At 56.2% G+C, this 24242-nt stretch carries 19 protein-coding genes; 10 read left to right on the top strand and 9 right to left on the bottom strand.

All coding sequences use genetic code 11. The features are described from left to right. Positions 1–13: 13 nt before the first annotated feature. A complete protein-coding gene (locus tag GGR91_RS08885; protein ID WP_183941840.1) occupies positions 14–1381 on the top strand; it encodes a M24 family metallopeptidase in 1368 nt (455 codons plus the stop codon). Positions 1382–1478: 97 nt separating this feature from the next. Here GGR91_RS08885 and GGR91_RS08880 read toward each other — a convergent pair whose 3' ends face one another. Further along, positions 1479–2555, bottom strand: coding sequence for a phosphotransferase family protein (locus GGR91_RS08880; protein WP_183941839.1), 1077 nt, complete (start codon positions 2553–2555; stop codon positions 1479–1481). Next, the gene (locus GGR91_RS08875) at positions 2548–3399 is read right to left on the bottom strand and encodes a hypothetical protein (protein ID WP_246337130.1); all 852 of its coding nucleotides are present in this window, start codon (positions 3397–3399) and stop codon (positions 2548–2550) included. The genes GGR91_RS08880 and GGR91_RS08875 overlap by 8 nt, the downstream gene beginning before the upstream one ends. Before the next feature lie 39 nt (positions 3400–3438). Between GGR91_RS08875 and GGR91_RS11645 the strand changes: the two genes are divergently transcribed. Both GGR91_RS11645 and GGR91_RS08870 read left to right on the top strand, forming a co-directional pair. Next, positions 3439–3663, top strand: a complete 225-nt coding sequence (locus GGR91_RS11645; RefSeq protein ID WP_246337129.1) for a hypothetical protein — start codon at positions 3439–3441, stop codon at positions 3661–3663. A 332-nt stretch (positions 3664–3995) separates the two neighbouring features. Beyond that, positions 3996–5360: a peptide MFS transporter gene (locus tag GGR91_RS08870; RefSeq protein WP_183941838.1), complete on the top strand. Its 1365-nt coding sequence runs from the start codon at positions 3996–3998 to the stop codon at positions 5358–5360. On the opposite strand, the gene GGR91_RS08865 is transcribed toward GGR91_RS08870, so the two are convergent. The 5 genes from GGR91_RS08865 to GGR91_RS08845 form a co-directional block, all read right to left on the bottom strand. After that, positions 5357–6721 carry an FAD-dependent oxidoreductase gene (locus GGR91_RS08865; protein WP_183941837.1) on the bottom strand — a complete coding sequence of 455 codons (1365 nt, stop codon included), beginning with the start codon at positions 6719–6721 and terminating at the stop codon, positions 5357–5359. The two genes, GGR91_RS08870 and GGR91_RS08865, sit on opposite strands and share 4 nt — an antisense overlap. After that, positions 6718–8406: a choline dehydrogenase gene (gene betA, locus GGR91_RS08860; RefSeq protein WP_246337128.1), complete on the bottom strand. Its 1689-nt coding sequence runs from the start codon at positions 8404–8406 to the stop codon at positions 6718–6720. Before betA ends, GGR91_RS08865 begins: the two co-directional genes overlap by 4 nt. Beyond that, entirely contained in the window at positions 8372–10369 is a 1998-nt protein-coding gene (gene betB, locus GGR91_RS08855) for a betaine-aldehyde dehydrogenase (RefSeq protein ID WP_183941836.1), read from the bottom strand. Before betB ends, betA begins: the two co-directional genes overlap by 35 nt. A 176-nt stretch (positions 10370–10545) precedes the next feature. Further along, a complete protein-coding gene (locus GGR91_RS08850; protein WP_183941835.1) occupies positions 10546–11529 on the bottom strand; it encodes a HupE/UreJ family protein in 984 nt (327 codons plus the stop codon). After that, complete coding sequence (locus GGR91_RS08845; RefSeq protein WP_183941834.1) at positions 11526–12359, bottom strand: peptidyl-prolyl cis-trans isomerase; 834 nt, start codon at positions 12357–12359, stop codon at positions 11526–11528. The genes GGR91_RS08850 and GGR91_RS08845 overlap by 4 nt, the downstream gene beginning before the upstream one ends. 245 nt (positions 12360–12604) lie before the next feature. Between GGR91_RS08845 and GGR91_RS08840 the strand changes: the two genes are divergently transcribed. Then, positions 12605–14281: an amidohydrolase family protein gene (locus tag GGR91_RS08840; protein ID WP_407698405.1), complete on the top strand. Its 1677-nt coding sequence runs from the start codon at positions 12605–12607 to the stop codon at positions 14279–14281. A gap of 86 nt (positions 14282–14367) precedes the next feature. Here the strand turns inward: GGR91_RS08840 and GGR91_RS08835 are convergent, their stop codons facing one another. Together GGR91_RS08835 and GGR91_RS08830 are read right to left on the bottom strand one after the other, a co-directional pair. Further along, positions 14368–15093 (bottom strand): phytanoyl-CoA dioxygenase family protein, encoded by a 726-nt coding sequence (locus GGR91_RS08835; protein WP_183941833.1) that lies wholly within the window; start codon positions 15091–15093, stop codon positions 14368–14370. An 8-nt stretch (positions 15094–15101) separates the two neighbouring features. Next, positions 15102–16244, bottom strand: a complete 1143-nt coding sequence (locus GGR91_RS08830) for an ROK family transcriptional regulator (protein ID WP_281370197.1) — start codon at positions 16242–16244, stop codon at positions 15102–15104. A 143-nt stretch (positions 16245–16387) separates the two neighbouring features. Between GGR91_RS08830 and GGR91_RS08825 the strand changes: the two genes are divergently transcribed. The 6 genes from GGR91_RS08825 (at position 16388) to GGR91_RS08800 (ending at position 24223) form a co-directional block, all read left to right on the top strand. Next, positions 16388–18838: a TonB-dependent receptor gene (locus GGR91_RS08825; RefSeq protein ID WP_183941831.1), complete on the top strand. Its 2451-nt coding sequence runs from the start codon at positions 16388–16390 to the stop codon at positions 18836–18838. An 81-nt stretch (positions 18839–18919) separates the two neighbouring features. Continuing rightward, positions 18920–20161 carry a glycerate kinase type-2 family protein gene (locus GGR91_RS08820; protein ID WP_183941830.1) on the top strand — a complete coding sequence of 414 codons (1242 nt, stop codon included), beginning with the start codon at positions 18920–18922 and terminating at the stop codon, positions 20159–20161. Continuing rightward, positions 20158–21429, top strand: coding sequence for an MGH1-like glycoside hydrolase domain-containing protein (locus tag GGR91_RS08815; protein ID WP_183941829.1), 1272 nt, complete (start codon positions 20158–20160; stop codon positions 21427–21429). The genes GGR91_RS08820 and GGR91_RS08815 overlap by 4 nt, the downstream gene beginning before the upstream one ends. After that, positions 21426–22679, top strand: coding sequence for an MFS transporter (locus tag GGR91_RS08810; RefSeq protein ID WP_183941828.1), 1254 nt, complete (start codon positions 21426–21428; stop codon positions 22677–22679). The genes GGR91_RS08815 and GGR91_RS08810 overlap by 4 nt, the downstream gene beginning before the upstream one ends. Further along, complete coding sequence (locus GGR91_RS08805) at positions 22660–23604, top strand: ROK family protein (protein WP_183941827.1); 945 nt, start codon at positions 22660–22662, stop codon at positions 23602–23604. Before GGR91_RS08810 ends, GGR91_RS08805 begins: the two co-directional genes overlap by 20 nt. Before the next feature lie 334 nt (positions 23605–23938). Continuing rightward, on the top strand, positions 23939–24223 hold the full coding sequence (locus GGR91_RS08800) for a hypothetical protein (RefSeq protein WP_183941826.1): 285 nt from the start codon (positions 23939–23941) through the stop codon (positions 24221–24223). Positions 24224–24242 lie beyond the last annotated feature (19 nt).

The following is a 24242-nucleotide window of genomic DNA, read 5'->3' as shown; positions in this document are numbered from 1 at the left end:
GATTGGGGGAAGCATGATGGCAAAGCGCGTGATATCTGGACTGGCTCTGCTTGCGGCCATGTTTGGGCCAGCCACTGCAGCAATGTCCGCGCCTATCGTCATGAACGAGACTGAGGCGCAGACACCCGCGCTTCCGCCTATATTGAACGCCCGTGAAAGGGCCGCGACCGAAAACCGCATTTTAGCCGCGCGGCTTGATACGATCATTCCTGCCATCATGCGCGAACAGGGCATTGATGTGTGGTTGATGGTGGCGCGTGAATATTTTGAAGAGCCCGTGGTCGCGTCGATGCTGGATGCAGAGAATATGCATGCACGGCGCCGTACAATCTTGATTTTCCACGATCCGGGTCATGGAAAGCCCGTCGAGCGTCTGACGGTTAGCCGCTATGGACTGGGCGGTCTGTTTGCGCCGGCTTGGGACCCAAATAAGCAGCCTGATCAGTGGCAAGCGGCCGCAGACTTAATCGCCGCGCGCGATCCGGCCAAAATTGCGATCAACACGTCGGACCTGTATCAATTCGCCGACGGCATGACGCTCAGCCAATATGAAAAATTCACGGGCGCGTTACCCGCTGCGTTGCGGTCGCGGATCGTCAGCGGCGAAGCACTCGCGATCCGCTGGCTTGAGACGCGCACGCCCGCCGAGATGGAAATTTACCCCAGCGTCCTGCGCACTGCCCATGCGGTCATTGCTGAAGCGTTTTCGCGTGCCGTAATCACCCCGGGGGTGACAACGGCGGAGCAGGTGCAATGGTGGTATCGTGACCGGCTGCTTCAGCTTGGTCTTGAGCCATGGTTCCATCCTTCGGTGGCAATCCAGCGGGCAGGGGTAAAAGGCATGTTGGAAGGCGCCGAAGTCATTCAGCCGGGCGACCTGCTATGGACAGATTTCGGCATCAATTATCTGCGGCTAAACACCGATACGCAGCATCTTGCCTATGTCCTCAAACCCGGCGAGCGCGATGCGCCTGCTGGCCTCAGGCAGGGGCTGGTGAACAGCAACCGGGTGCAGGATATCCTAAGGCGCCAGTTTGCAGTCGGACGCAGCGGGAATGCGGCTTTGGCATTGGCGCGGGCAGAAGCCGTCGCGGCAGGCCTTGATCCGTCGATTTATACGCACCCGATTGGCTTGCATGGTCATGGTGCCGGGCCGTCCATTGGCTTTTGGGATAACCAAAACGCCGACCCGCGTGGAAGCGGGGTGATAAACGCCAACACAGCATGGTCCATCGAGCTTACAACCTATGCTGCCGTTCCCGAATGGGGCGGGCAACGCGTGGATTTCCGCAGCGAAGAAAATGCTTTTTTTGATGGCAAGACTGTGCGTTTTATCGATGGACGCCAAACCGAAATCACGCTGATCCCCTCAGGGCAGTAATTCGGTCGCAGCGTTCCTGCGGCTGAGATCGCGGGCTTTCCGCGCGGCCGTCACGTGAATTCTGTCATTCAGTTTCCGAGCACGCTTGCATGCGGGGCTAGAAATCAAGGGCAATCTCGGCATGGTCGATTGCCATCAAAGCCGACCGCTCTGACATAGCCAGAAACATTGCGTCGCCCCGGTCGGTCTGTTCCACGACCATTGACGCCGTTACGCCCATGAGCATTCCCGAAAAAGACGCAAGCCGATAGGCATCCCACTGGTGGGCAAGGTCTGCGAAGGGTATATTGTGCCGGTCTAATTGCGTTCTATAACGCGCCAGAAGACCGCGCTCTTCTGCTTTACGGGTCGCCGGGTCCATCGATGTGCCAAGGTAATAGGCTATGTCGCTTGCACCTTCGCCCACACCAACCGTCTGCCAGTCGACGATAACGATAGGCTTGTCCTCGTCGTCGGCGCAGTACAGCATGTTATCTGGACGAAAATCATTGTGCGTGAGACAGCGTGGACCGGAACGTGAGTCTAACCATCGTTGGATATTGCCCAAATAACGCTCACCGACGATTTCCATCTCTTTGGTGATCCGGTCGCTATATCTGTTACAAAATGCAGGCCAAAGCATCGCATACAGCGCTTCGCTGTCCATCTGGGGCGGAACAGCTTTCGTGCCGCTGAGCCAGTCAAGCGTGTCGAGCGATGGATCGCCCCACCAGGCCGCGTGAATGCCAGCCGCCGCATCCATTGCCAGTTCGGCTTCTGCCCTTGTTGGAACCAACAATTGGTTGCCCGGTGCGTGTGATGGAAGATCGTGCATCAGCAACGCAAAATCGTGGCTGTCGTCATCAAACGCGATAAAGAGATGGTTGGGTATCGCCATCGGTTTCTTACCCGCAAAAAGCGCATAAAAACGGCTTTCACGCATATATGTCATATAGGATCTACCGGCAGCTTTGCTGACTGGATCATTAGATGGCAATTTTGCAACAAGCGTGGGAGGCGCGCCGTTCGCAGGGCCATCATATATCAGCTTAAGGCGGTACGTCGCGCCGACCTGTCCGGTGCCTATGGCGTGCGATTCAACCGACATGACCTTGGCATCATAGCCATTTTTATGCAGCTGCGCCGTCAACCAAGCGGGGGTCATATCGGCCAGACTGGGGATTGCATCAATCATTGAAAATGCTCTTCAGGCCCAGCGGTTCATAAGCGCCAAGGATTAACTGTTCCAGAATGCCTGTACCTGTCCGACTGTCACTGCCGAGCGTCATGGTAACGCGAGACACGGCCTGTATGTGGAGATGATCGGCGCGGCCTGCCTCAACGGTCGTCAGATCAATATCTTCGCGCTCTACAGTTAATACACCCTTCCAACCACCATGTGGCCATTCCGGGTGGCCGTAGCCGATGCCGCGCATCAGAAACGCTGTACCCGGTTCAAAGACGGCCGTGACATTTCGCCCATCTGCGAATTCTGCTTTCAGGACCGCCTGTTCCGCGTGACGCCAGCCGGGCTTAAGCGTGACCGCCATTTCGCAGGCGTCGCTTTCCAACATTTCATGCGCAGATGCGCCGTCCGGGCACCATACCGCCCGGATATTCCAGTGTTGGCCCTGCGCATCATCATTCACATGAAAATAGAGTGCACCATCGTGAAAATTCACGGGGCTCCACAGCCAGTAGAATTGGGGGATAGTTTGCGGGACGGTGGGCTGCGGGTCGCTGGCGCCAATGGGGCGGATCCCCCAACTGCGGTCACGCGTACCAACAGCACCGTCGATATCCCGCCGAATGCCATCTACCTCAATCCAGCCCTGCCAATGCCCGTTTTGCGTCATGCGGGTATAATCCATAAAGGTCCGCGGCCCGATCCTTCGGGTGAAGCGCGGCTCTTCAACCGGGAATGCGCGGCCAACAAAGGTCAGATTGGCGGATATTCCTTCATGGTTGTCGACGACAACGCGCAGCGACTTAAGTGGTTCGAGTATCTCAATGGTGATCGGCCCGACGGTGAGATCCATCCGTTCCATATCCAATAAGCGGGAGGCATGAACACAATATTGGACATCGCCCCGGATGCAGGAAAAATGGGCATCGGCAACGTTCAGGTGCGGATAAACGCCAAAGGCGATAGCGAAAAAATCGCTGCCATCTGCCTGATAGCCATTAAAAAAATACCGATCGTAAAAGTTCCGATCTGTCCCGGAATATGCGATGGGCTCAGCTGTCTGGTGGATCGGATATTCGTCGCCTTTAGTGAGCATCAGCCTGCATTCTCCCTATAATCCTTTGGTGTTTCTGCCGCAGATTGCCCTCGCGCCTGAAACATTCTTAGCCCATTAAATCCCTCATGTACGTCGCCAGTATATTTGGCACCGACGGTTGCATAAATGAGCTAAGCGTTGGCCTTATCCATTGGGTTGATATTAGGTGGCGAGCTTGCCGTGTTGCAAGCGCCGATATTGGATAGTCTATCGTTTGATCGTTTCATGGTGTTGAATGGTGGATTGGCCCTGCCGAGGCGGGCAGCGTCAATCATTCGCTTGCACCTCTCACATAAGCAGGCATAGATAGAGACACGACTAGGGGCGCACCGAATGTTCGGGGGGGAGTAAGCGTGGGTAAGATCGAACAAACCGCACATGGCCAGCCGTCTGGTCACCCCAAAGGCCTGTACTATTTATCTTTCACAGAGATGTGGGAACGCTTTTCCTTTTATGGAATGTCTGCGTTGCTCACGCTCTATATGGTAAAAGAGTTGCTGCAGCCTGAAAATGCGGTGCAAGTCATTGGGCTCGCCGCGCTTCGCAATATGTTCGAATTTCGTGGGCCGATGAGCGACGTCGCTTTTTCGGCGATCATTTATGGCTGGTATGCCGGCTTGGTCTATTTCACGCCAATGGTTGGGGGTTGGGTTGCCGACCGCATATTGGGTGCAAAGCGCACGGTGATGATCGGCGTAATCCTGATGAGCGCAGGGCATCTGGCGATGTCCTTTTATGCCAGCTTCCTATTTGCGCTCTTGCTGCTGATCCTTGGATCCGGATTTCTCAAGGGCAATATTTCCGCGCAGGTCGGGGCGCTTTACCCGCGCTCGGATGAATCCATGCGGTCGCGCGGATTTACCATTTTTTCGACAGGCATTTGCATCGGTGCGGCCAGCGGACCGTTCGTGACGGGGTTGGTTGCAGCCATTTATGGCTGGCATGCCGGTTTTGCGGTCGCGGCGGCTTTGATGTTGATCGCCCTCGTCGCCTATGTTCTGGGCCAAAAGCACCTGCCGGATGACCGTCCGGTGGCGCGCAAACGGGAAAAGGCCCCGGCCATGACCGCTGGTGAACGCAAACGGGTGGCGGTGCTCTTGCTTGTCATTGCGCTCACCATACCTGCTGAAATTGCGTATCCGATGGTGTGGAGCATCGGCATATTGTGGGTGGATCAATATGTGAATTTGGCGACGTCTCTTGGCGAGGTGCCATCGAGTTGGTTTGCATCGATGGACTCGATGGGTTCTGTCCTTGCCGCACCTGCGTTGATTGCGTTCTGGGCATGGCAGGCCAAGCGCGGCAGCGAACCAAGCAGCGTGACGAAAGTCGGTATTGGAACATGCATCATTGCCATTGGCGCACTTCTTTTCGCTTATGGCAATTTAGGCCTGAGTGAACCAGACAGTGTGGGCGCGGGGTGGGCAATAGCGGGTTGGCTCATTATGGGACTCGCCTGGATGTATTATTGGCCAACGACGCTGGCCATCGTCAGCAGGGCGGCGCCTGCGGGGATGGGCTCTTTCCTGATGGGCGTTGCGTTTCTGTCGCCCTTTGTCGCACATGTGCTCGCTGGATGGGTGGGCAGCTATTTTGACCAAATGACCCCATCGGTTTTCTGGGCTATGGACGCGGCCATCGCTTTGGTGGGTGGGACGCTCATTTTGCTGCTCCGTAAACGCCTCCAAACTGCGCTAGATCCTGATCTGTCCGCTTAAGAAATGCGGGCGCCTTGGCGGACCAGCTCCTTTTGCACGGCGCTGATATCAATTTCGTCAAAGTCGCGGTCCGTCTTGACCGCCAACGCCGCAGCAACGCCGGCACCTTGTCCGGCAACCGCGCAACACATCATGTTGCGGACGGCGGCGTGGCTGACTTTGTCACCGCCAATGACGCGACCGGCGGTAATCAGGTGCTTCACATTTTTTGGAACCATCGACCGATAGGGAAGATGGAAATAACGGCCAGTCGTCGGCAAAATAAGATAGCCATAGCCGTCGATGAATTCAGGAAAGATGCCGATGCTGTCGTCAAAGCGGCCTTGTTCCATCACATCGTCTGCGGTCATATTGTAAACCGCATCAATCTTGCGCGTATCGCGAATGCCCAGCGTCATACCGAAGTTGCGCAGCTTTGCATCTTCGCAGCCGGGCATAAAGGCCTGCAACGCTGCAATGGCGTGCATTGCCTGTTTTCGCCCCGCCATTTCGCCGTGGGTTAGGGCATCGGGATCTGTGCCGTCGAGATAGAGATGGCACATGTTGAGATAAGTGAGATCCCCCTGATCCGAAACGGTGCCCCATGTGCCCGCCATGGTTTTCACGCTGTCCGGTATTAGGCCCGCTTCCAATGCTTTTTGAAACGGCTTGCGCAAGAATGGCGAGAACATGTCATCCTCTTTGCCGCTGGTGATCACTTCCCACTCACCGCCCACGGCCCAGTCGCCATAGGTTTGCGGGTCGGCCTTTACGGCGTCAATAAACCGCGTCTTGTTGACCCCGCACATCGAAAACATCACCGAAACGGACATCATTTCGTCGACGGGGTGCATATGCGTTGGCGCACCGGCCCGGTGGGCAATGTCGGCGTCCCCTGTCGCGTCAATCACGCGCTTGGCAAGAATGGCTTCGCGGCCCGCCTTGCTTTCGACAATTACGCCGCGGATCGTGTTGCCATCCATGATGGGCGCGACACATAATCGGTGCAGCATCGGGATGACGCCTGCTTCCTCGACGAGTGTATCTGCAACAAATTTGAACCCTTCGGCATCGAGGCTGTGGCTGATCGATTGCGGCTCGGGCATTGCGGCGCCCATGGCTTTGGCGCGGTCTTCAAATTCACGCCCGATGCCTTCGCTGTCGATCGTCGCCGGGTGCCGGTACCATGCGAAGCCCTCGACCCCGACCTGCGTGATATTGCCGCCGAAGCAGCCATAACGTTCAAGCAACGTCGTTTCGACGCCCGCCCGTGCAGATGCCAACGCCGCAGCAAGGCCACCGGGGCCGGAGCCAATGACGAGGACGTCCGTTTGCCGGATCACATCAATCTGGCGTGCGGGCTCGAGGATCGTGTGTGTCATCTTTGGGCAACATCCCAATTTGGCGCGACGTAAAATGGCGCGTTAGACGGTGCGAGCATGGGCTTGCCAAGGATATGATCGGCGCCCTTTTCACCGATCATGATCGTCGGCGCATTCAGGTTGCCCGTGGTGATGGATGGCATCACCCCGCTGTCGACGACGCGCAGTCCTTGGACACCGATGACACGCAATTCGGGGTCCACCACCGCCATCGGGTCACGCGGGCTGCCCATCTTGCAGGTGCAACTGGGGTGAAGCGCGCTTTCCACATGTTCGGCAATGAAGGCGTCAATCTGATCGTCCGTAACGCAGTCCGCGCCGGGCTGAATTTCACGTCCGCGATACGGGGCGAAAGCAGCTTGCTGGAAAATCTCCCGCGTCAGCCGGACGCAGGCCCGCATGTCTACCCAATCGTCGGGATGGCTCATATAGTTGAACAAGATTTTGGGCTTGTCGTGCGGGTCGGCGCTTTTGAGTGTCACTGTACCCCGGCTTTTTGAACGCATCGGGCCGACATGCGCCTGAAAGCCATGCTCTGTTGCAAGGGACGACCCGTCATAATTGATCGCCATAGGAAAGAAATGATATTGGATATCCGGATATTTTATACCGGCGCGGCTGCGGATGAAGCCGCAGCTTTCAAACTGGTTTGACGCGCCTGTTCCCGACCGACCGAATAGCCATTGTGCGCCGACCATGGCTTTGCCGAGAAGATTTGCTTTGCCGTAAAGGGTGATCGGTTGGGTGCAGGCCATTTGAAAATAGAATTCCAGATGATCCTGCAGATTTGCGCCAACTCCGGGGCGGTCTGCGCGCACTGTTATGCCGTGGCGTTGCAATTCTTCTGCAGGGCCGATGCCGGAAAGCTTAAGCAGCTGGACCGAATTGATCGGCCCGCCCGAAAGGATGACCTCGCGTGCGGCGCGCAGCTGATGCATTTTGCCCGCTTGTTCATATTCCATGCCGACCGCGCGGGTGCCTTCGAACAGGATGCGTGTCGCCAGCGCATGTTCGATAACGTGTAAATTGGGCCGCTTGCGGGCTTCATAAAGATAGGCCTTGGCCGCCGAACAGCGCGTGCCGTTCCGCACCGTCATGTCCATCCGGCCAAAGCCTTCCTGGGCATAGCCATTATAGTCTTCGGTCAGGCTATAGCCCGCCTGTTGCGCGGCATCGAGCCAGGCCTGATGCAACGGATTGTCGAGCGGGCCATAGCTGGTCGACAGCGGCCCATCCCCACCCCTATACTCGTTGCCGCCTTCATCGCGGCCTTCGGCGCGTTTGAAATAAGGCAGCACATCGGCATAGCCCCAGCCGGTTGCGCCTTCGTCTTCTTTCCAGCGTTCAAAATCGAGGGCGTTACCACGAACATAGACAAGCCCGTTGATCGACGATGATCCCCCCAAACCCTTGCCGCGCGGGCAGTTCAGGCGGCGTCCATTCAGATGCGGTTCCGGTTCGCTTTCATAGCCCCAGTTCCACCGCTTCGTATTCATGGGGTAAGCGAGTGCGGCGGGCATCTGAATGAAGATTGACCGGTCACTGCCGCCAAATTCAAGCAACACGACCTTATGTTTGCCATCGGCGCTCAGCCGGTCCGCCAGCACGCACCCTGCCGACCCCGCGCCGACGATGATATAGTCTGCGGCCTCAATAGGGGGCATCGATGGGTTCCATCGCGACATAGACGCTCTTTAGCTGGGTATAATGTTCAATCGCCGCTTTGCCGTTTTCGCGACCCAGACCGGATTGTTTGTTGCCGCCAAATGGCATTTCAATCGGCGTGATATTGTATGTGTTGATCCAGCAGGTACCCGCCTCCAGCGCCGCGATTACGCGGTGCGCGCGGGTCAAATTGTTGGTGAAAATACCTGCGGCGAGGCCGAAGCTGGTGTTGTTCGCCCGCGCGACAACCTCTGCCTCATCCTCGAAATCAAGCACCGCCATGACGGGGCCGAAAATCTCTTCGCGGACGATGGCCATATCATCGGTGCAGCCGGTGAAGATGGTTGGTTCAACAAAGGCGCCCTTCGCCAAATCGCCGGTCGTAACCCGCTTCCCGCCTGTCAGCAGATTTGCACCTTGTTGTTGGCCAAGCGCGATATAGCCCAGCACCTTTTCCATATGCGCTGGTGAAATCAGCGCGCCCATTTGGGTGGCTGGATTAAGCGGATCGCCAATCACCATCGCCTCTGTGCGCGCCTTCAATTTTGCCAGAAACGCATCACGGACATTTTTGTGCACAAAGACGCGGGTGCCGTTGGTGCAGACCTCGCCCGCCGAATAGAAATTGGCGAGCAACGCGCCCGAGACAGCTTCATCCAAATCCGCATCTTCGAACACGATCAGCGCCGATTTTCCGCCCAGTTCAAAGGTGACATATTTCAGCGTGCCTGCCGCATCGACCATCACCTTTTTACCCGTGCCAACTTCGCCCGTCAGCGACACCTTCGCGATGCCGGGATGCAGGCTGAGCAAGCGGCCGGTGTCGCCCTTGCCTTGCACGACCTGAAACAGCCCATCGGGAAGGCCCGCATCACGATAGGTCTTTTCTAGCTCAATCGCGGTCAGGGGGGTCAGCTCGGCCGGCTTGAAGATCATCGCGTTACCGCAAGCCAGCGCGGGTGCAGATTTCCAGCAGGCAATCTGAATGGGATAGTTCCACGCACCAATGCCCGCAACCACGCCTAAAGGCTCGCGCCGGGAATAGCCGAACGCGCCCGTGCCAAGGTCGTGATGTTCACCCGCGATGGTGCGCGCAAGGCCAGCATAATATTCGATACAGTCCGCGCCGGATAAGACGTCTACGGCAATTGTTTCTTGAATGGGCTTTCCTGTATCTTGCGCTTCAAGCCGCGCGAGCATGTCATTACGTTCAACAAGCAATGCGGCGGCGCGGTGAAGGATGCGCCCGCGCTCGACACCCGGTGTTTTCGCCCAAAGCTTTTGCGCCTCAGCCGCGCGGGCCACAGCCTTATCGACCTCTGCCTGTCCGTCTATGCGGATTGTCGCGAGCAACTGCCCTGTCGCCGGGTTCACCGTGTCGAAGCTTGTGGCGGCACGCGAGGGCAGGGTGTCCTTCAGGTTCCGCGCGATGAATTCAAGGATCAGCTCACGCGCCAACCCGTTCTGCAGCGCCACGCCGCCATTCATCGCGGCGCGTAACCAAACACCGTCGATCATCGCGGCGATGGTGTCCGCCATGGGGGATACGTCCCGCGCGTCGACCAGCTGCCGCAGATCAAACTTCAAATTCGACAACATGCGCTGTTGATGCGCCCGCTGCACGCGGGCCAGTTGCGGAACATGCAGCGCCTGTCCCCAGAAAGACAGCCAAACCCGGGCGGTTTCTTCGGAAAAGTCGTTATGCCCAAGATGGGAGTCAACCAGCGCCTGTATCCGCGCGCGGGGCCCCGCAGCGAGCCGGAGGCGCGCCGTCGCCTGATTGTTCAATTGACGCACTACGGAGCGGAAAGCGGCCTCAAGAAGGGCTTCTTTGCTCGCAAAATAATGAACGATCAAAGCTGCCGAGATACCTGCATGGTGCGCGACTTTGTTGAACGTAAATTCAACTATTCCATATTCAGCCAAAACACAGACAGCCGAGGCGATAATATGTTGGCGACGATCAATTCGAATCTCTTGCATAAGAGAGAATATCAAACATTGAACGCTTATTCAATCATGCCCATCCAACGGCGTCATTCACCTTTACTCTGATAAAAAATTGCGCGTCCTTGCACCCCCGTCAGCAACGCCGGCGAGGAAAATGATGGCCCGGATGGCAAGCGATTGGCTAAACGAAATGCCAGTCAGGCTTTCGATCACAGCAGTAGCCGTTCCAGCAACCACATCGACGCGATGGCACCGATGACGTAGCTTGAGCCGCGGATCGTAGGCCGTGTCCAATTGGGCTGTAGCCGGCGCACCGCCCAGAGCAATCCAAGCGTTGCCGTAACAATCATCAATTGCCCAGCCTCGACGCCCAGATTGAAGGTGAGCAGTGCTGTCGGCACATCGCTTTCAGGTAAACCGATTTCCTTGAGTGCGCCTGCGAATCCAAAACCGTGCAGCAGGCCGAACAGAAACGCGACCACCCACGGCAGACGCTCCGAGAGCCGCGCCGCGCCCTCTTTCTTTTTTACAATCTCCACAGCGAGAAACACGATGGAGAGCGCGATAATCGCTTCTACCGGACGCTGTGGCAGACCTAAAAAGCCGAGTGTCGTGCCGATGAGGGTGATGGAGTGGGCAACGGTGAAAGCGGTCACCGCCATCGCTATCGTGCGAAACCCAGTCAGCAGCAGCACGAGCGAGACCACGAATAGCAAATGGTCATAGCCAAAAAGGATATGCTCCACGCCAATCACGAAATAGGTGTGCGCGACCTGCCATGCGTCGGGCTTTGCCGCGATTTCGGCGGCGGGTTCGGCGGCGGTTAGGCGCAAGGCTTGCACCGGGCGACCCAGCGGCGCAACGCGCACCAGGACATCGGTTTGCGCGGCGGAGAAGTTAGACAATCCAATCATATGCCCCGCCACCGAACCTTTACAAGAAACGGCAAAGGTGGAGATTACCGACATCTCGCCCAATTCGCGCTGCGGGTCGCCCTTGGCGGTGCAGCCGTCGGGCAGGACGGGCTGCGTTGCAGGGGTCACCCCGCCGCGCATTGGAGCCTTCCAGATGAGCGTCCAGTCTACGTCAGTCTTTTGTGTGAATTCCAGATAGCCGGGGCGCAATTCATCGGCACGCGCGGGTTGCGCGATTAGGAAAAGCGTTGCCAGTGCAAACCAAACCCAGCGGATCACGGAATGGCAATCTTAATTGTATAACCGTCGAGCAGCGTCTGATAGGCTTTGGCCTCCCGGTCCTTTACCGTTTGTGCGCGCCAGTCATTTTCCAGCTTCTGCCGGACATCGGCAAGCTTGGGCTTGGAGCTCGTCTGGACCGCACGGATACGGACAAGATGCAGCCCGAAGCCCGAAGCGACCGGGCCAGACCAAGCACCAGGCTTCAAGCCCGCCAAGGCAGTGGCGAACGCATCACCGAAGTCGGAAGCAATCTGTGTGCGGTCGACATTGTCCGAGCTACGCGGCAGCGAGATTGCATCCCCCAGATTTTGCCAGTCTGCACCGTTTTTTAGACTCTCCAATATTTGCTTGGCACGGCTGCGCGCGGCGGCTTCATCCTGCGTGCCCAGATAAATCTGGTCAAAGCTGTATCGTGCGTCCTGGGCATAAGTTTGCGGACTTTTGTCTAGCAGCGCCTGCAACGTCGTATCACTAGGTACTTCGTTCTCAAGTTCTGAAGTCGCAAGAAATTCCATTTTTGATCTTATGCGGCGGCGGATGATGGGATCATCTTGTTCCAGACCGAGCCGGAGCCCCTCACGGTAATAAATTTCTTCCTTCACGAAATCCCGGATTAGGGCGTCTAGTTCGGACTGCGACGGCGGGCGCTGCCAACTCTGCGTCCAGCTTGCCGCCAGTCGCCCCACCTGTTCTTCGGTAATGGTAATCGTCCGGCTTCCCGGATCAACAGCATCGCCGCGCCACGCAAAAAACAGAAAGAGCGCGAGGCCCGCCAGCAGGAAATGAACCAACGGTTCCTTAAACGCGGCGCGAAGCCGTTCATTCATGCGCATATCTCTCCCTTTGGCCAACACCATATGGGAGAGGTATAACCGCGCTCCTACGACTTTGCTACAACGCCATTAGGCCGCGCATGTTTATACCGTGCCGCATCATGCGGATGAGTGGAGCGTTAGTGGGCCAAGGGCCGGTGTCTACCTTCGACCCATTAAAGTCCCTTTTCGGCTGTCGGAGACGCCGCTATGCTGCGCCATGCACAGGGCCAATCTAGGCTTGTTGGCGGGGGGATAAGATGATGCGTGCTTTTTCTAAATTACGGTTGGCTGCCGGCTTGATTTCGGCCGCTATGTGCACGGTTTCCCCGGCATTTGCCCAAGATCCAGTCCAGCAGAAGGTCGAAGCGGTAAAACCACGGGCGGGCGCGAACCCGGCACCCGCACGGGCGGCCGGCGAAGGTGCAGGGCCGTTCCGCAAAATGGTCATCCGCGGCGCGATGCTGATTGACGGCACCGGCGCGCCGCCGCGCGGACCGGTCGACATCGTTGTCGAGAACAATCGGATCGCGGAGATATTAGACGCAGGCACGCCCGGGCTGCCGATGAAGCAAGGGCGTGAGCCCCGTGACTTCGACCATGAAATTGACGCTGCCGGCATGTGGGTACTGCCTGGCTTTATTGACACCCATGTCCACGGCAGTTCGGCTGACAAAGCGCCCGACCTTGGCTATTCCTATAAGCTGTGGCTGGCCCACGGGGTGACGTCGGTGCGGGGTGTAAATCTGGCGCCCTGGAGCGTGTCAACGGTCGAGAAAGCGCGCTCCGCACGCAACGAAATTGTTGCCCCTCGTATTTTTGATTATCAGCGGGTCGGCCAAGGCTGGGATAAGGGGCCAGTGAGAACGCCGCAGCAGGCGCGCGAGTGGGTCCGCTGGGCCGCGAAGAACAATATCGACGGCATAAAGTTCGGGATCGGCCCGACCGAGGGACCCGAGATATTCAAAGCTGCGATCGACGAGGCAAAGAAGCTGGGGCTTGGCACCACAGCGCATCTTACGCAAACCGGGGTCGCGATGATGAATGCCCGGCAGGCGGGTGAGGCTGGGCTCGGAACGGTGACCCACTTTTACGGCCATATGGAATCGCTCCTGAAAAATGGTGCGATTCAGGATTATTCCACCGATTACAGTTTCAATGACGAACAATATCGCTTCGCCGAAGTCGCAGACATTTGGGACGACATCTACGAGCCAGGTTCCAAGGAATGGGCAGACTATCTTAAGGCGCAAAAGGACCAGGGGGTCACCTTTGATCCCACTATGACCATTTACGCGGCCTCGCGCGACCTGATGCGGGCACGCAACGCTGACTGGCACAATGAATACACAATGCCGCAGCTTTGGGACTTCTTCCAATCGTCGCGCGAGAATCACGGCTCTTACTTCTTCGATTGGACAACCAAGCAAGAGATACAATGGCGCAATTTCTACGCGCGCTACATGCGGCTGGTGAATGATTATAAAAATATCGGCGGCCGGGTGACGACCGGCACGGACAGTGGCTTCATCTTTAAAACCTATGGCTTCGGCTTTCCTGAAGAGTTGGAGATGCTGCAGGAAGCAGGCTTCAACCCGCACCAAGTGATCCGCGCGGCAACAATGAATGGCGCGCAGACGCTTTACGAGCCTAAAGGGATCACCGATCCTCCAATCGGGATGGTCCGGGTAGGCAAGCTTGCCGACCTCGTCATCGTTAAAGAAAACCCGCTTCAGAACTTTAAGACGCTTTACGGAACGGGGACGCTACGGTTGAACGAGCAAACCCAAAAGCTGGAGCGCGTCGGCGGCGTCAGCTATACGGTGAAGGACGGTATCGTCTATGATGCCAAGCGGCTACTCGCGGACGTCGCCGCAATGGTGGCTGCCGAAAAGAAGCGGATGGGCTGGCCGGAACATGGCGTGCCGCGGCCGTAAATCGCCCACTCACGCAGCGAACCGATGACGCTACAGGTAACGAACAGTCCGGATATTGTTATTGGCGGGGAGCTATATTTACGACCTCATTCAGTCGGCTGCATAGGGTTGACGCCAGCAAGCATCATGCCTTGTCCTCTGGATAAATGCCGGTCCACAATTGGTTTGTCTTCTGGGTCGCGCATTTGAACGAGTAAAGTTGTGCGGGATTCATCGGATACATTCAGTCCCGAACCGTGGATCAGCATATAGTTGAAGAAAATGACATCACCGGCCTTTGCTTGGATCGGCGTCGCATCCTCAATCGCGTAGCCGGGCAAATGCCGGTCTTCGCCAACCGGTTCTAATGGTCCCAGATGGTGCGATCCGGGCACGACGCGTAGGCACCCTTTCTCGATTGGAGCATCATCAAAGTGTATGATCGCTGCCGTCATCGACGTGCCGGCATGCGGGAAATAATAATAATCCTGATGCATGGGAAATGGGGAGCCATTTTCCGGCGGCTTGATAAACATTTTGGTGTGATGGAGCTGCACATTTGGCCCCATAATCGCCTGTGCAACGCCGGTGAAGCGTGGGTCCGTTAGCAGCCGCGTAATCGCTGCAATTTCGAATTGGACATCATGGCAATGGGTTATCTTTGTCCCCGCGCTGCGGACGCTGGCCCAAGTCGCGTCGGGGTTTCCCAACCTTTGTGCAAGGGCATGGATTTCGCCACGTAACATCGCACATTCTTCAATGCTGAACATGCCTTCGACATGAATATAGCCATGTGTAGAATAAAAATCCCGCTGGTCCTGCGTAAGAGACATTGTGGCCCTCATAACATCGTGGAAAAGAATTGCTGTTCAAGCGGCATCATCGCTGCGCCAATAGCGCAAGCGTCAACCTGCGTTTCTGAAATCATAATTTTGGGAAGCGGGCGCGGTTCTGACCGCCTTGCGTCATCATATAATTCGATGGCCGGAATGATCTTCTGCGCCAAAGCATTTGGCAAGCGGCCACCAAGAACGATCGCTTCGGGATCCAATAAAGCGGCGATAGACGAGGCGATGAGCGAAAGCGGGTCACGGGCGCGCTCGATCCATTCATCCACGCCGGGCCAGTCGACATTGAATTCGGAAAGCATCGCGGAAATGCCGCCGACTTCGACCCCATGTCGACGCACGGATTGTAAGAGCGTTTCTAAATTGGGTTCTTGAAACATATTGCGGGGCAGAACCAGTCCGATCTCGCCGCCATTGCCGTTCACACCCCGCGACAATTTATGATTGGTTATGACCCCGCCGCCAATACCCGCGGCAATGAAGACATAAACAAAATTTTGAAACACCCGTCCGGCACCAAGAAAGCTCTCGCCAATGGCGGCGGCGTTACCGTCATTTTCAACCCATGCCGGCATGCCGAGCGCTTGACTGAACAAGCTATCAATTTGCACCATCGCCCAGTCATCGAGCGCACGCGGCGGATTGTACCGTGACTTGCCATCCAAGCAATAGCCAGAAATACCAATGCCGACGCCAGCCACGCTGTCTTTGGAAATAGCATGCGTTGCGAGAAAGCGGCTTGTTACATCGCCCAGGCGTTCAAAAACGGCCTTCCGGTTCATCACCGGCATTTCCAAATAATCATACGCAACGACGTTGCCGGAAAAATCCATCAGCAAAACCGACATAGCGTCTGTCATCAGCGCCACACCCAGTGAATATGCATGATCCGGCGCGACTTCTATTTCCATCCGCGGCTGTCCGCGTCGTCCATTTGAACGTCGATCGCCAAGCCGAAGCGCGCCGCGCAAGACCAAGTCATTTACCAAGCGCGAGACAGTTTGCTGCGATAGGCCACTTGCCTTCACTATTTCCGGCTGGGTCGCGCCATGTTGCCGCAAAACATAGCCCAAGATGCGGGATTCGCTTTCGGAAGGGAGATGAAAGGGATTTGGTCGAATTTTCGTGCTGGCCATGGCCGCAGAATGACAAGATTTTGTCGCGGGCGCAACATACAACTCTGAATAATACCTATTATGGGTTGTATTAACATTGGAAACGATTACAGAACGATTCGAAATTGGGATCAAAGCGAATCCCAAATCAGAGGAGAGGTTTCATGAGAGCACGTTCCGCCCTTCGGGTATCTATGTTCAGCGTATCTTTGTTGGCGTTAACGCCGTCCATTGCCTACGCGCAGTCGGCTGTTGCGGCTGAAGATGATGCACAGTCCAAAGATGACGAAATCGTTGTCACGGGTACCAATGCCAGCCGCAGCGCCCAGAACACGCCTCTGTCGATCGCGCTTGTAGATGAAGCAGATCTCCGCACTTTTACAGGATCAGGCAGTCAGGCCGATCTCTTGCAACAACTGCCTGGCCTGAAGACCGAAGGCGGCGGCGGTGAAGTTGCGACCAACTTCCGCGTCCGTGGCCTGCCTTCAGGTGGCCAGTTCGAATTTACCCCGATCAATTATGACGGCGTGACGGTGCTCAGCGCATTCGGCCTCAATTCATCAGCATTCGACTTCTTTGCCCGTAATGATCTGGGCATTGAACGGCTTGAATTTGTAAAAGGTGGCGTTTCGAACCTCTTTGGAGTCAGCTCGACAGCCGGCATCATCAACTATATTTCCAAGACTGGGACGGACACGCCGCACGGAACGTTCCAACTCGAAGTCGCCGAAGACAATCGCTACAGAGGCGACTTCGCCTATCAGGGCCCGTTGAGCGAAAACACATATATGGCGGTATCAGGCTTCTACCGCTATGATGAAGGCCCAATTGATACAGGCATTCCGACCGAAGGCTTCGCCTTGCGCGGGAACATTAAGCATGAATTCGCCGATGGATCGGGATCGTTCGCCCTTTATGGCAGCTATATCAACGACCGCGCCAATTTCTATCTGCCCGTGCCGCTGGACGGCACCACACGCAAGCGGGTGAACGGCAATGATGGCAAAACGGTATTCACAACCAACTCCAGCGCTGTTGACGGCATTCGGGTAAACACCCCCGAAGGTGCGACAGAATTCCGCGCGGGAGATGGTTTCCAGACCGAGGGCGGATCGATTTATGCCGTCTTTGATAAGGAATTTGGCGATGGCTGGAAAATCAACTCCAAGCTGAAATGGTCCGATTATCAATCGGCCTCCAACTTCTTCAGCAATGGCATCGGCCCAGCTGCGCCTGAGACCCAAGCACAGTTTTTGGCGCGCGTAGCGCCGACCGCGACCCTTAGCCAAGCCGTCTTCACCGATGTGGAAACAGGTGCAGTTCTGCCGTCAAATTACATCTTATATGCCAATGCCTTCAATGATCGTCAGCGCCCAACAAGCGATGCGACGATGGAAGTCAATTTGATCAAGAGCTTTGACACAGGGTCGCTCAATCACACCGTGACCTTAGGCGGCTTCATGTCGCGGGCGGAAGCGGACAATAATCAGCGGACCGTTCAATATCTCGGACAGTTCAACAATAACCCAACGCTGGTCAATCTGGCGATCAATGGTCAACAATATACGGTCAACGGCATCATTCAGGCACCTTCTGCCTACACGCAAGAAACGCGTAGCGCATTCAAGCGCGCAATTTATCTTGCCGACCAGATTGAAGCCGACCGCTGGACCTTGGACTTCGGTGCACGTGTTGAACGCGCAACGATCGAAAACCGGATCGAAGTGACGGCCAGCCGTGCAGGAACACTGGCCACCAATGCAGTGGCCGGTGCGCCGATCAATACCATGACCTTTGGCACGGGCACGTTCCGGAGTGGTAAGGCATCCACGACCGCTTGGGCGTTTGCAGTTGGCGGCCTGTATAAGCTCACCGACAATGTGAACCTCTATGCCAATGCGTCAGCGGGTTACTTCTTCCCACAAGCACAGGGAACAAATGGTCAGCTGAACTCCGCAAACCGCGACATCGTCTTCTTTGAGCCTGAGCCCGTCAATCAGGTTGAAGCAGGGGTTAAGGTCCGTAGCGGTGCATTCCGCGGTTATGCCGCCGCCTTCTACACCGGTTTGCGCAAGCGGACTTCGGTATCGTTCGTGGGTGCAAATCTAACGCCGTCGTTGCTGCTGACGGAATCCGACACCTTTGGTATTGAATTGGACGGCAACTACCAGCCAACTGATTACCTGACCGTGTCGGGTAACTTTACCTATCAAGACGCGAAGTTCATGGGTGACAGCCCGACCTCCATTAACGGCAAGCGTCCTGACCGCTTGCCCAAGATGCTCGCCAACGTTGGTGCACAGGTAAGCACAAATGGATTTGATGCCTCTGTTTTCTGGAACCATCAAAGCAAGACGTTCCAGGATGCCAGCAACAATGTGCCACTGTTTGCTTACAGCATCTGGAGAGCGGAAGCTGGCTACACATTTGATAGCCTGGGCGCAGAAAACAAGCTGCGGTTCAGCGTCGGCGTTTGGAACCTCCTCAACTCGCAAGGCTTAGCCGAAGGCAACCCGCGCGCAGGTGCTATCCAGACTGGTGGCACAGGAGCGTATTTCAATGCACGCCCCATTCTGCCCCGCCGGATCACTGCAAAATTGACTTTTGACTTCTGACAACGGCTACTTGTCAACGTGACCGTGCCGCCGACCTTCGTTACGGCGGCACGGCGCGAGGTAAGATAGCGGAGCAGAGCAATGCGCGATATGAAGGCACTTCTGACCAGCTATTTCCTTGCCGGGATATCAGCTGCTGGTGCTAAATCTACGTTGCCTGCTGTTCTGCCGCAAAGTGCACCCGTCGGCAAAACCGTAATTTTGGGTTGCGGCAAGGCTGCGGCTGAGATGGCCGATGTTGCCGCGCATCATCTGTCGGGTGTTGTAACGGGTTGCGTGGTCACGCGGCACGGGCACGGCGTTGGCCGTTCAATACCGGGGGTAGCGGTTATAGAAGCGCGTCACCCGGTCCCCGATGACCAAAGCCTAGAGGCAGGGGAGCGGCTTTTGGAACTGGCATTGACTGCCGGACAAGGCGACCGCGTTCTTTTTCTGATATCCGGGGGAGGCTCGTCATTGCTCTGTGCGCCTGCCGTCGGCATTACCCTTGCTGAAAAACAGGCGATGACCGACCATCTGGTCCGTTCTGGTGCCCCTATACAGGATATAAATCTTGTCCGCCGCCACCTCTCGCGCGTCAAGGGCGGTCGGTTGGCCGCAGTCGCCGGTGCGCGCGGGGCGGAGCTTTTGACATATGTTATTTCTGACGTTGCCAATGACGATCCGGCGTTAATCGCATCGGGACCGAGCGTCGCTGCCGCGTTCGTTCCTGAACAAGCCATCGCCATATTGGAAGGATCAGGCTGGCACGTCGCGCCGCACATAATGGATGCGATCCACGCCAATCGTCCGCCAGACGTTCCCGTGCATCCCGTGCACATGCTGGCCACAAATTCGCACGCTCTTGATGCAGTTGCTACTTGCGCGCGCGCCGATGGCTGGAATGTGATTAATCTTGGCGATCGGCTTACTGGGGATGCGGCAGTGACAGGCAAAGCCCACGCAATGCATGCACAGGAAATGATCAAGCAGCCGGGAAAGCATCTGCTGTTGTCCGGCGGCGAATTGACCGTCAGTGGCGCCCGCAAAGATGGCTGCGGCGGGCCCAATCTTGAATATCTTACCGGGCTTTTGTCCGCGATCGACCCGTCAGCTTCAATCGAAGCATTTGCGGGCGATAGCGATGGCATTGACGGCAGTGAGGATAATGCCGGGGGCTACATAGATGCCGCATGGGCCGCGCACGCCGATTGTGCCCAAGCGCTGGCCAGTAACCGCACCTATGATCTTTTCAAATCACTGGGCGGTTTGATCATCACCGGCCCGACCCGCACCAACGTAAATGACATTCGTATGATTGCCGTGAGAGGATCTCCCCAATGACCGACCTGAACGCACAAGCACGCGACATCCTGATCCGCAATGACCGTGGCGGCTACACCGTGCCTACGCATGGGCTGTATCCGTATCAGTGGAATTGGGACTCCGCCTTTGTTGCGCTCGGCTTTGCGGAATTTGACCGGGATCGGGCGTGGCAAGAAATAGAAACGCTGATTTCGGGCCAGTGGGATGACGGCATGATCCCGCACATCATTTTTCATAAGGATGATCCCGGCTATTTTCCTGGGCCGTCGGTTTGGGCGACGGGAAAGACGCCCGCGACCTCCGGCATAACCCAGCCCCCTGTTCTCGCCACCATTGTGCGCAAATTATGGGAAGATGAAGGGGCTGACCCGACGCACTCGCGTATGCGCCGGCTCTATGATGCCTGCCTGAAAAGCCACCGCTGGTTCCATGTATTTCGCGATCCCAAAGCGAACGGGTTGGTAATGGTGACGCACAACTGGGAAACCGGGCGTGATAACAGCAGCGAATGGGACGATGCACTGGCGCGTGTCGACACATCGAATGTCGGCGATTATCAACGCCGAGATACCGGACATGTCGATGCGGCCATGCGTCCAACGCAAAACGAATATGACCGCTATGTCGCGATTTTGCAGTTTGGTCGCAACTGCGGCTGGAACCACCGTGAAATAGCCGACAACGGACCATTCCGGATGATCGATGTCGGTATGTCGATGGAATTGCTGCGCGCGAACCGTGATTTGCTGGCCATGGCAAAGGCAATGGGAGACGCAGCGGTCATTGTGGAACTTGAGGCGCGGATTGCGCTTTCTGAAAAAGGGATGGACTGGCTCTGGAACGAAGAAGCAGGCGCATATTGCAGCCGTGATGCCACCACCGATCAAAGCAGCGGCCTGGTAACGAACGCCAGCTTCCTCGCATTTTATGCCGGGGTTGGAAATAGCACCCAGCGCGCCCGTTTAATCGCCGCGCTTGAACGCATCACTGGCAGCGCGACCTATTTGGTTCCAAGTCTGGAGGCGGGAAGCCGTGCATATGATCACAAACGCTACTGGCGTGGCCCGATCTGGCTGGTCGTCAGCTATATGGTGGCACAGGGTCTTGTAGAGGCAGGCCATAATGCATGGGCCGACCGGATCTGCAGCGATAGCGCCCGCTTGATAGAAAAATCCGGATTTTATGAAAGTTTTAGTCCCGAAGACGGAAGTGGCTCCGGCGGACCAGATTTTTCATGGACGGCAGCTATGTGGCTGGCCTGGTGTAGCAAAGGGGACATGGCGTGACTGAAATACAGCGCAAAGCTGCACCAGATAACTATCCATGGATTTTGATTGGCCTGCTGTGGATGGTTTCCTTCCTCAATGCCGCAGACCGGTCGATCCTAAACTCGGTCAAACCGCTTTTGCGTGATGCTTTTGACATCACAGATATTCAGCTTGGCATAATTGATACCACATTCTTTTGGACTTACGCCGTCTGCGCCTTTGTTTTTGGCAGGGTTGGTGACAGCGTCCGACGCAGGAACATGATCATCTTTGGATTGATCTTTTGGAGCATGGCTACTGGAATTATGCCCTTTGCCACCGGGTTTGCGATGCTTTTGGGAATGCGGACGCTCGTCGCTATTGGGGAATCGACTTATTATCCAACCGCAACGGCATTGATCAGTTCATGGCATAAACCAAGCATGCGCAGCCGTGCGCTCTCGATCCATCAAACTGCCGTATTTGCCGGCGGCGGCATTGGTGGATGGGTCTCTGGAAAGCTGGCGGACAGTTATGGCTGGTCTGCGCCGTTCGTTATTTTTGCGGCGCTTGGGTTTGTCGTCATGGCAATTCTTTTCAAGCTGTTGCGCGACGACGCCCCAGGTGAGGTTCGCGTGCGCCAAGAGAAGCGCGCAGAGCCGATTGGCCTCATTCTGAAAAATCCAGCAGCGCTGCTTTTGTGCGGTGTGTTCTTCCTAGCAACGTCGGCCTCGTCGGCCGTGCTCAACTGGTGCAATACTTATGCCCATGACGTACTTGGTCTGAATTTGGCGGACAGCGCGCTGGTGGGCCCCGTGATGATCACAACGGCCGGTTTCTTTTCGGTGTTGGTCGGCGGTTATATGGCTGATAAATTTGCCGCGAAAAGTTCGGTTGGGCGCTTTACCGTTTTGGCCATCGGCTTGACACTTGCGGCCCTCTTCCTTTTGCCCTTCCCGCTGGTAACTTCGGTTCCATTGGTCGGATTGCTGCTGTTCGCGACCAGTTTTGGCAAAGGCCTTTTTGACGGCTGCATCTACGCCGCGATGCATGATGTGATGCCCGCTGAGGCCCGCGCCACGGCCGCAGGGCTTATGACGATGCTTGGCTTTATCGGCGCCGGGATAACCACTGTTCTTCTCCCCATCGTTGCTGTGCACACAGGTCTTGCTGCTGGTTTTGCAATGATGGCGGGACTTTATCTGTTAGCGGTGTTTGCGTTACTGCTGGCTCGGCCGATGGTTGCGCGTGTTATTGCCAAGCAGGAAAGTGGACTTACAAATGCCTAATAAACGCCTGGTTGGCGGAATTGAACTTGGTGGCACGAAATCCATAGTTGCTATTGGCTACAATGACGGCACTATTTTGGAACGGATCAGCTTGCCGACTGTCGTGCCCGAACTGCTCATTCCTCAAATCGCGGCATTCTTGCAATTGCACCGGGAACAGCGTGGAGAGATTTTGGCCCTGGGCGTTGGTGCATTCGGCCCAATTAGCTTGGACCCCAATGCCCCCAATCATGGTAAATTACTGGAAACCAACAAGCCAGGATGGAGCGGTTTCGATCTCGCTTCTGCTTTGCGATCTGCGACAGGCCTTATTCCAAATATCGTAACGGATGTTGCCTCTGCGGGTATAGCGGAGGCGCATTTGGGTGCATTGAAGGCGTCTGAACTTGGTGTCTATCTTACCGTTGGAACTGGGATCGGCGGAGCTATCATTTACCACGGCAAGCCGCTGCCTGCTTTGCTGCATCCGGAGATCGGTCATGTCGCGTTACAAAGACATAGCACCGATACCGCACCGTCCTCCTGCCGCTTCCACACGAATTGCGCAGAGGGTCTTGCCGCCGGTCCTGCAATCATGGCTCGCTTCGGGCAGTCCCTTCGACACTTTGCACCGGGCAGTGCGGAACATGACCTGATTGCCGACTATCTGGGGCAGCTTTGCGCAAATCTTGTGCTTACCCTGTCACCGCAGCGTATTATATTGGGCGGCGGCGTAGGCCAAACGCCCGGCTTGATTGATGCGACGCGTGCAGCAATGTTAGATCGTCTGGGTGGGTACGCACCCGACGCAGTCGCGTACGAGCAGTTTCTGTGCGCCCCGCATCTCGGACAAGACGCAGGAATTGTGGGCGCCTTATGCATTGCTGGACATGGGAGCGCCATTTCAGAAAATTTAAGCGGCGGGTGTAAATCATGGCAATTGTAAATTTACCGCGCGTCGCGGTTGCAAAGTCTTGGGGCCGATATGATTTACCTCCGGCCTTCTCGGTCTACTAGGGAGTGGATTGCAGCTTTGAATCATTGAATCATTGAATCAGCCCAATTATTGGCTCATCCCAATACAGGGTTCGATAGCTATACGGGCTCACTGACGCCGCAGGCAGCGTGGTATATGGGCAAATTGAGGGCGAAGTACTGGTTTCACCAGACTTTAGTTTCCTTGCCGCGGTTGCCAAATAGGCGGCTGAATCGCGTATAATGTAACGCCCTTAGCTTGGCGCAATTATGTCTGCTTTTCTGCGTGCGGCAATTGCTCGGGAATGACCGAAACTGGGCGCAAAGCTGACATTACGGCACAGGTGAACGAACGGCGGATTATTGTGCCAACGGCGCTAAAAGCGGACCGTTCTGATCGCCTAACAAAGCAGACGTTCGGGCTGCGCCGAAAATCAGGCTGGAACGTAAATCCGCAAGAGCAAGTCACCAATCTCGGCAAACAGTTTGCGAACTCTATCGTGTGCGAGTTTTGCTATGTACCGGCGCATGTTCGATTTGTGGCAAGAGTCGATGACCAGCTTTTGGGTTCCTATTTCTGGGTGGATTAGGAGCGCTTTCAGCGGTAGG

The organism is Sphingorhabdus rigui (genome assembly GCF_014196595.1).
In the GTDB taxonomy this organism is placed as follows: domain Bacteria; phylum Pseudomonadota; class Alphaproteobacteria; order Sphingomonadales; family Sphingomonadaceae; genus Sphingorhabdus_B; species Sphingorhabdus_B rigui.
This window is presented reverse-complemented; position numbering and strand designations above follow the sequence as displayed.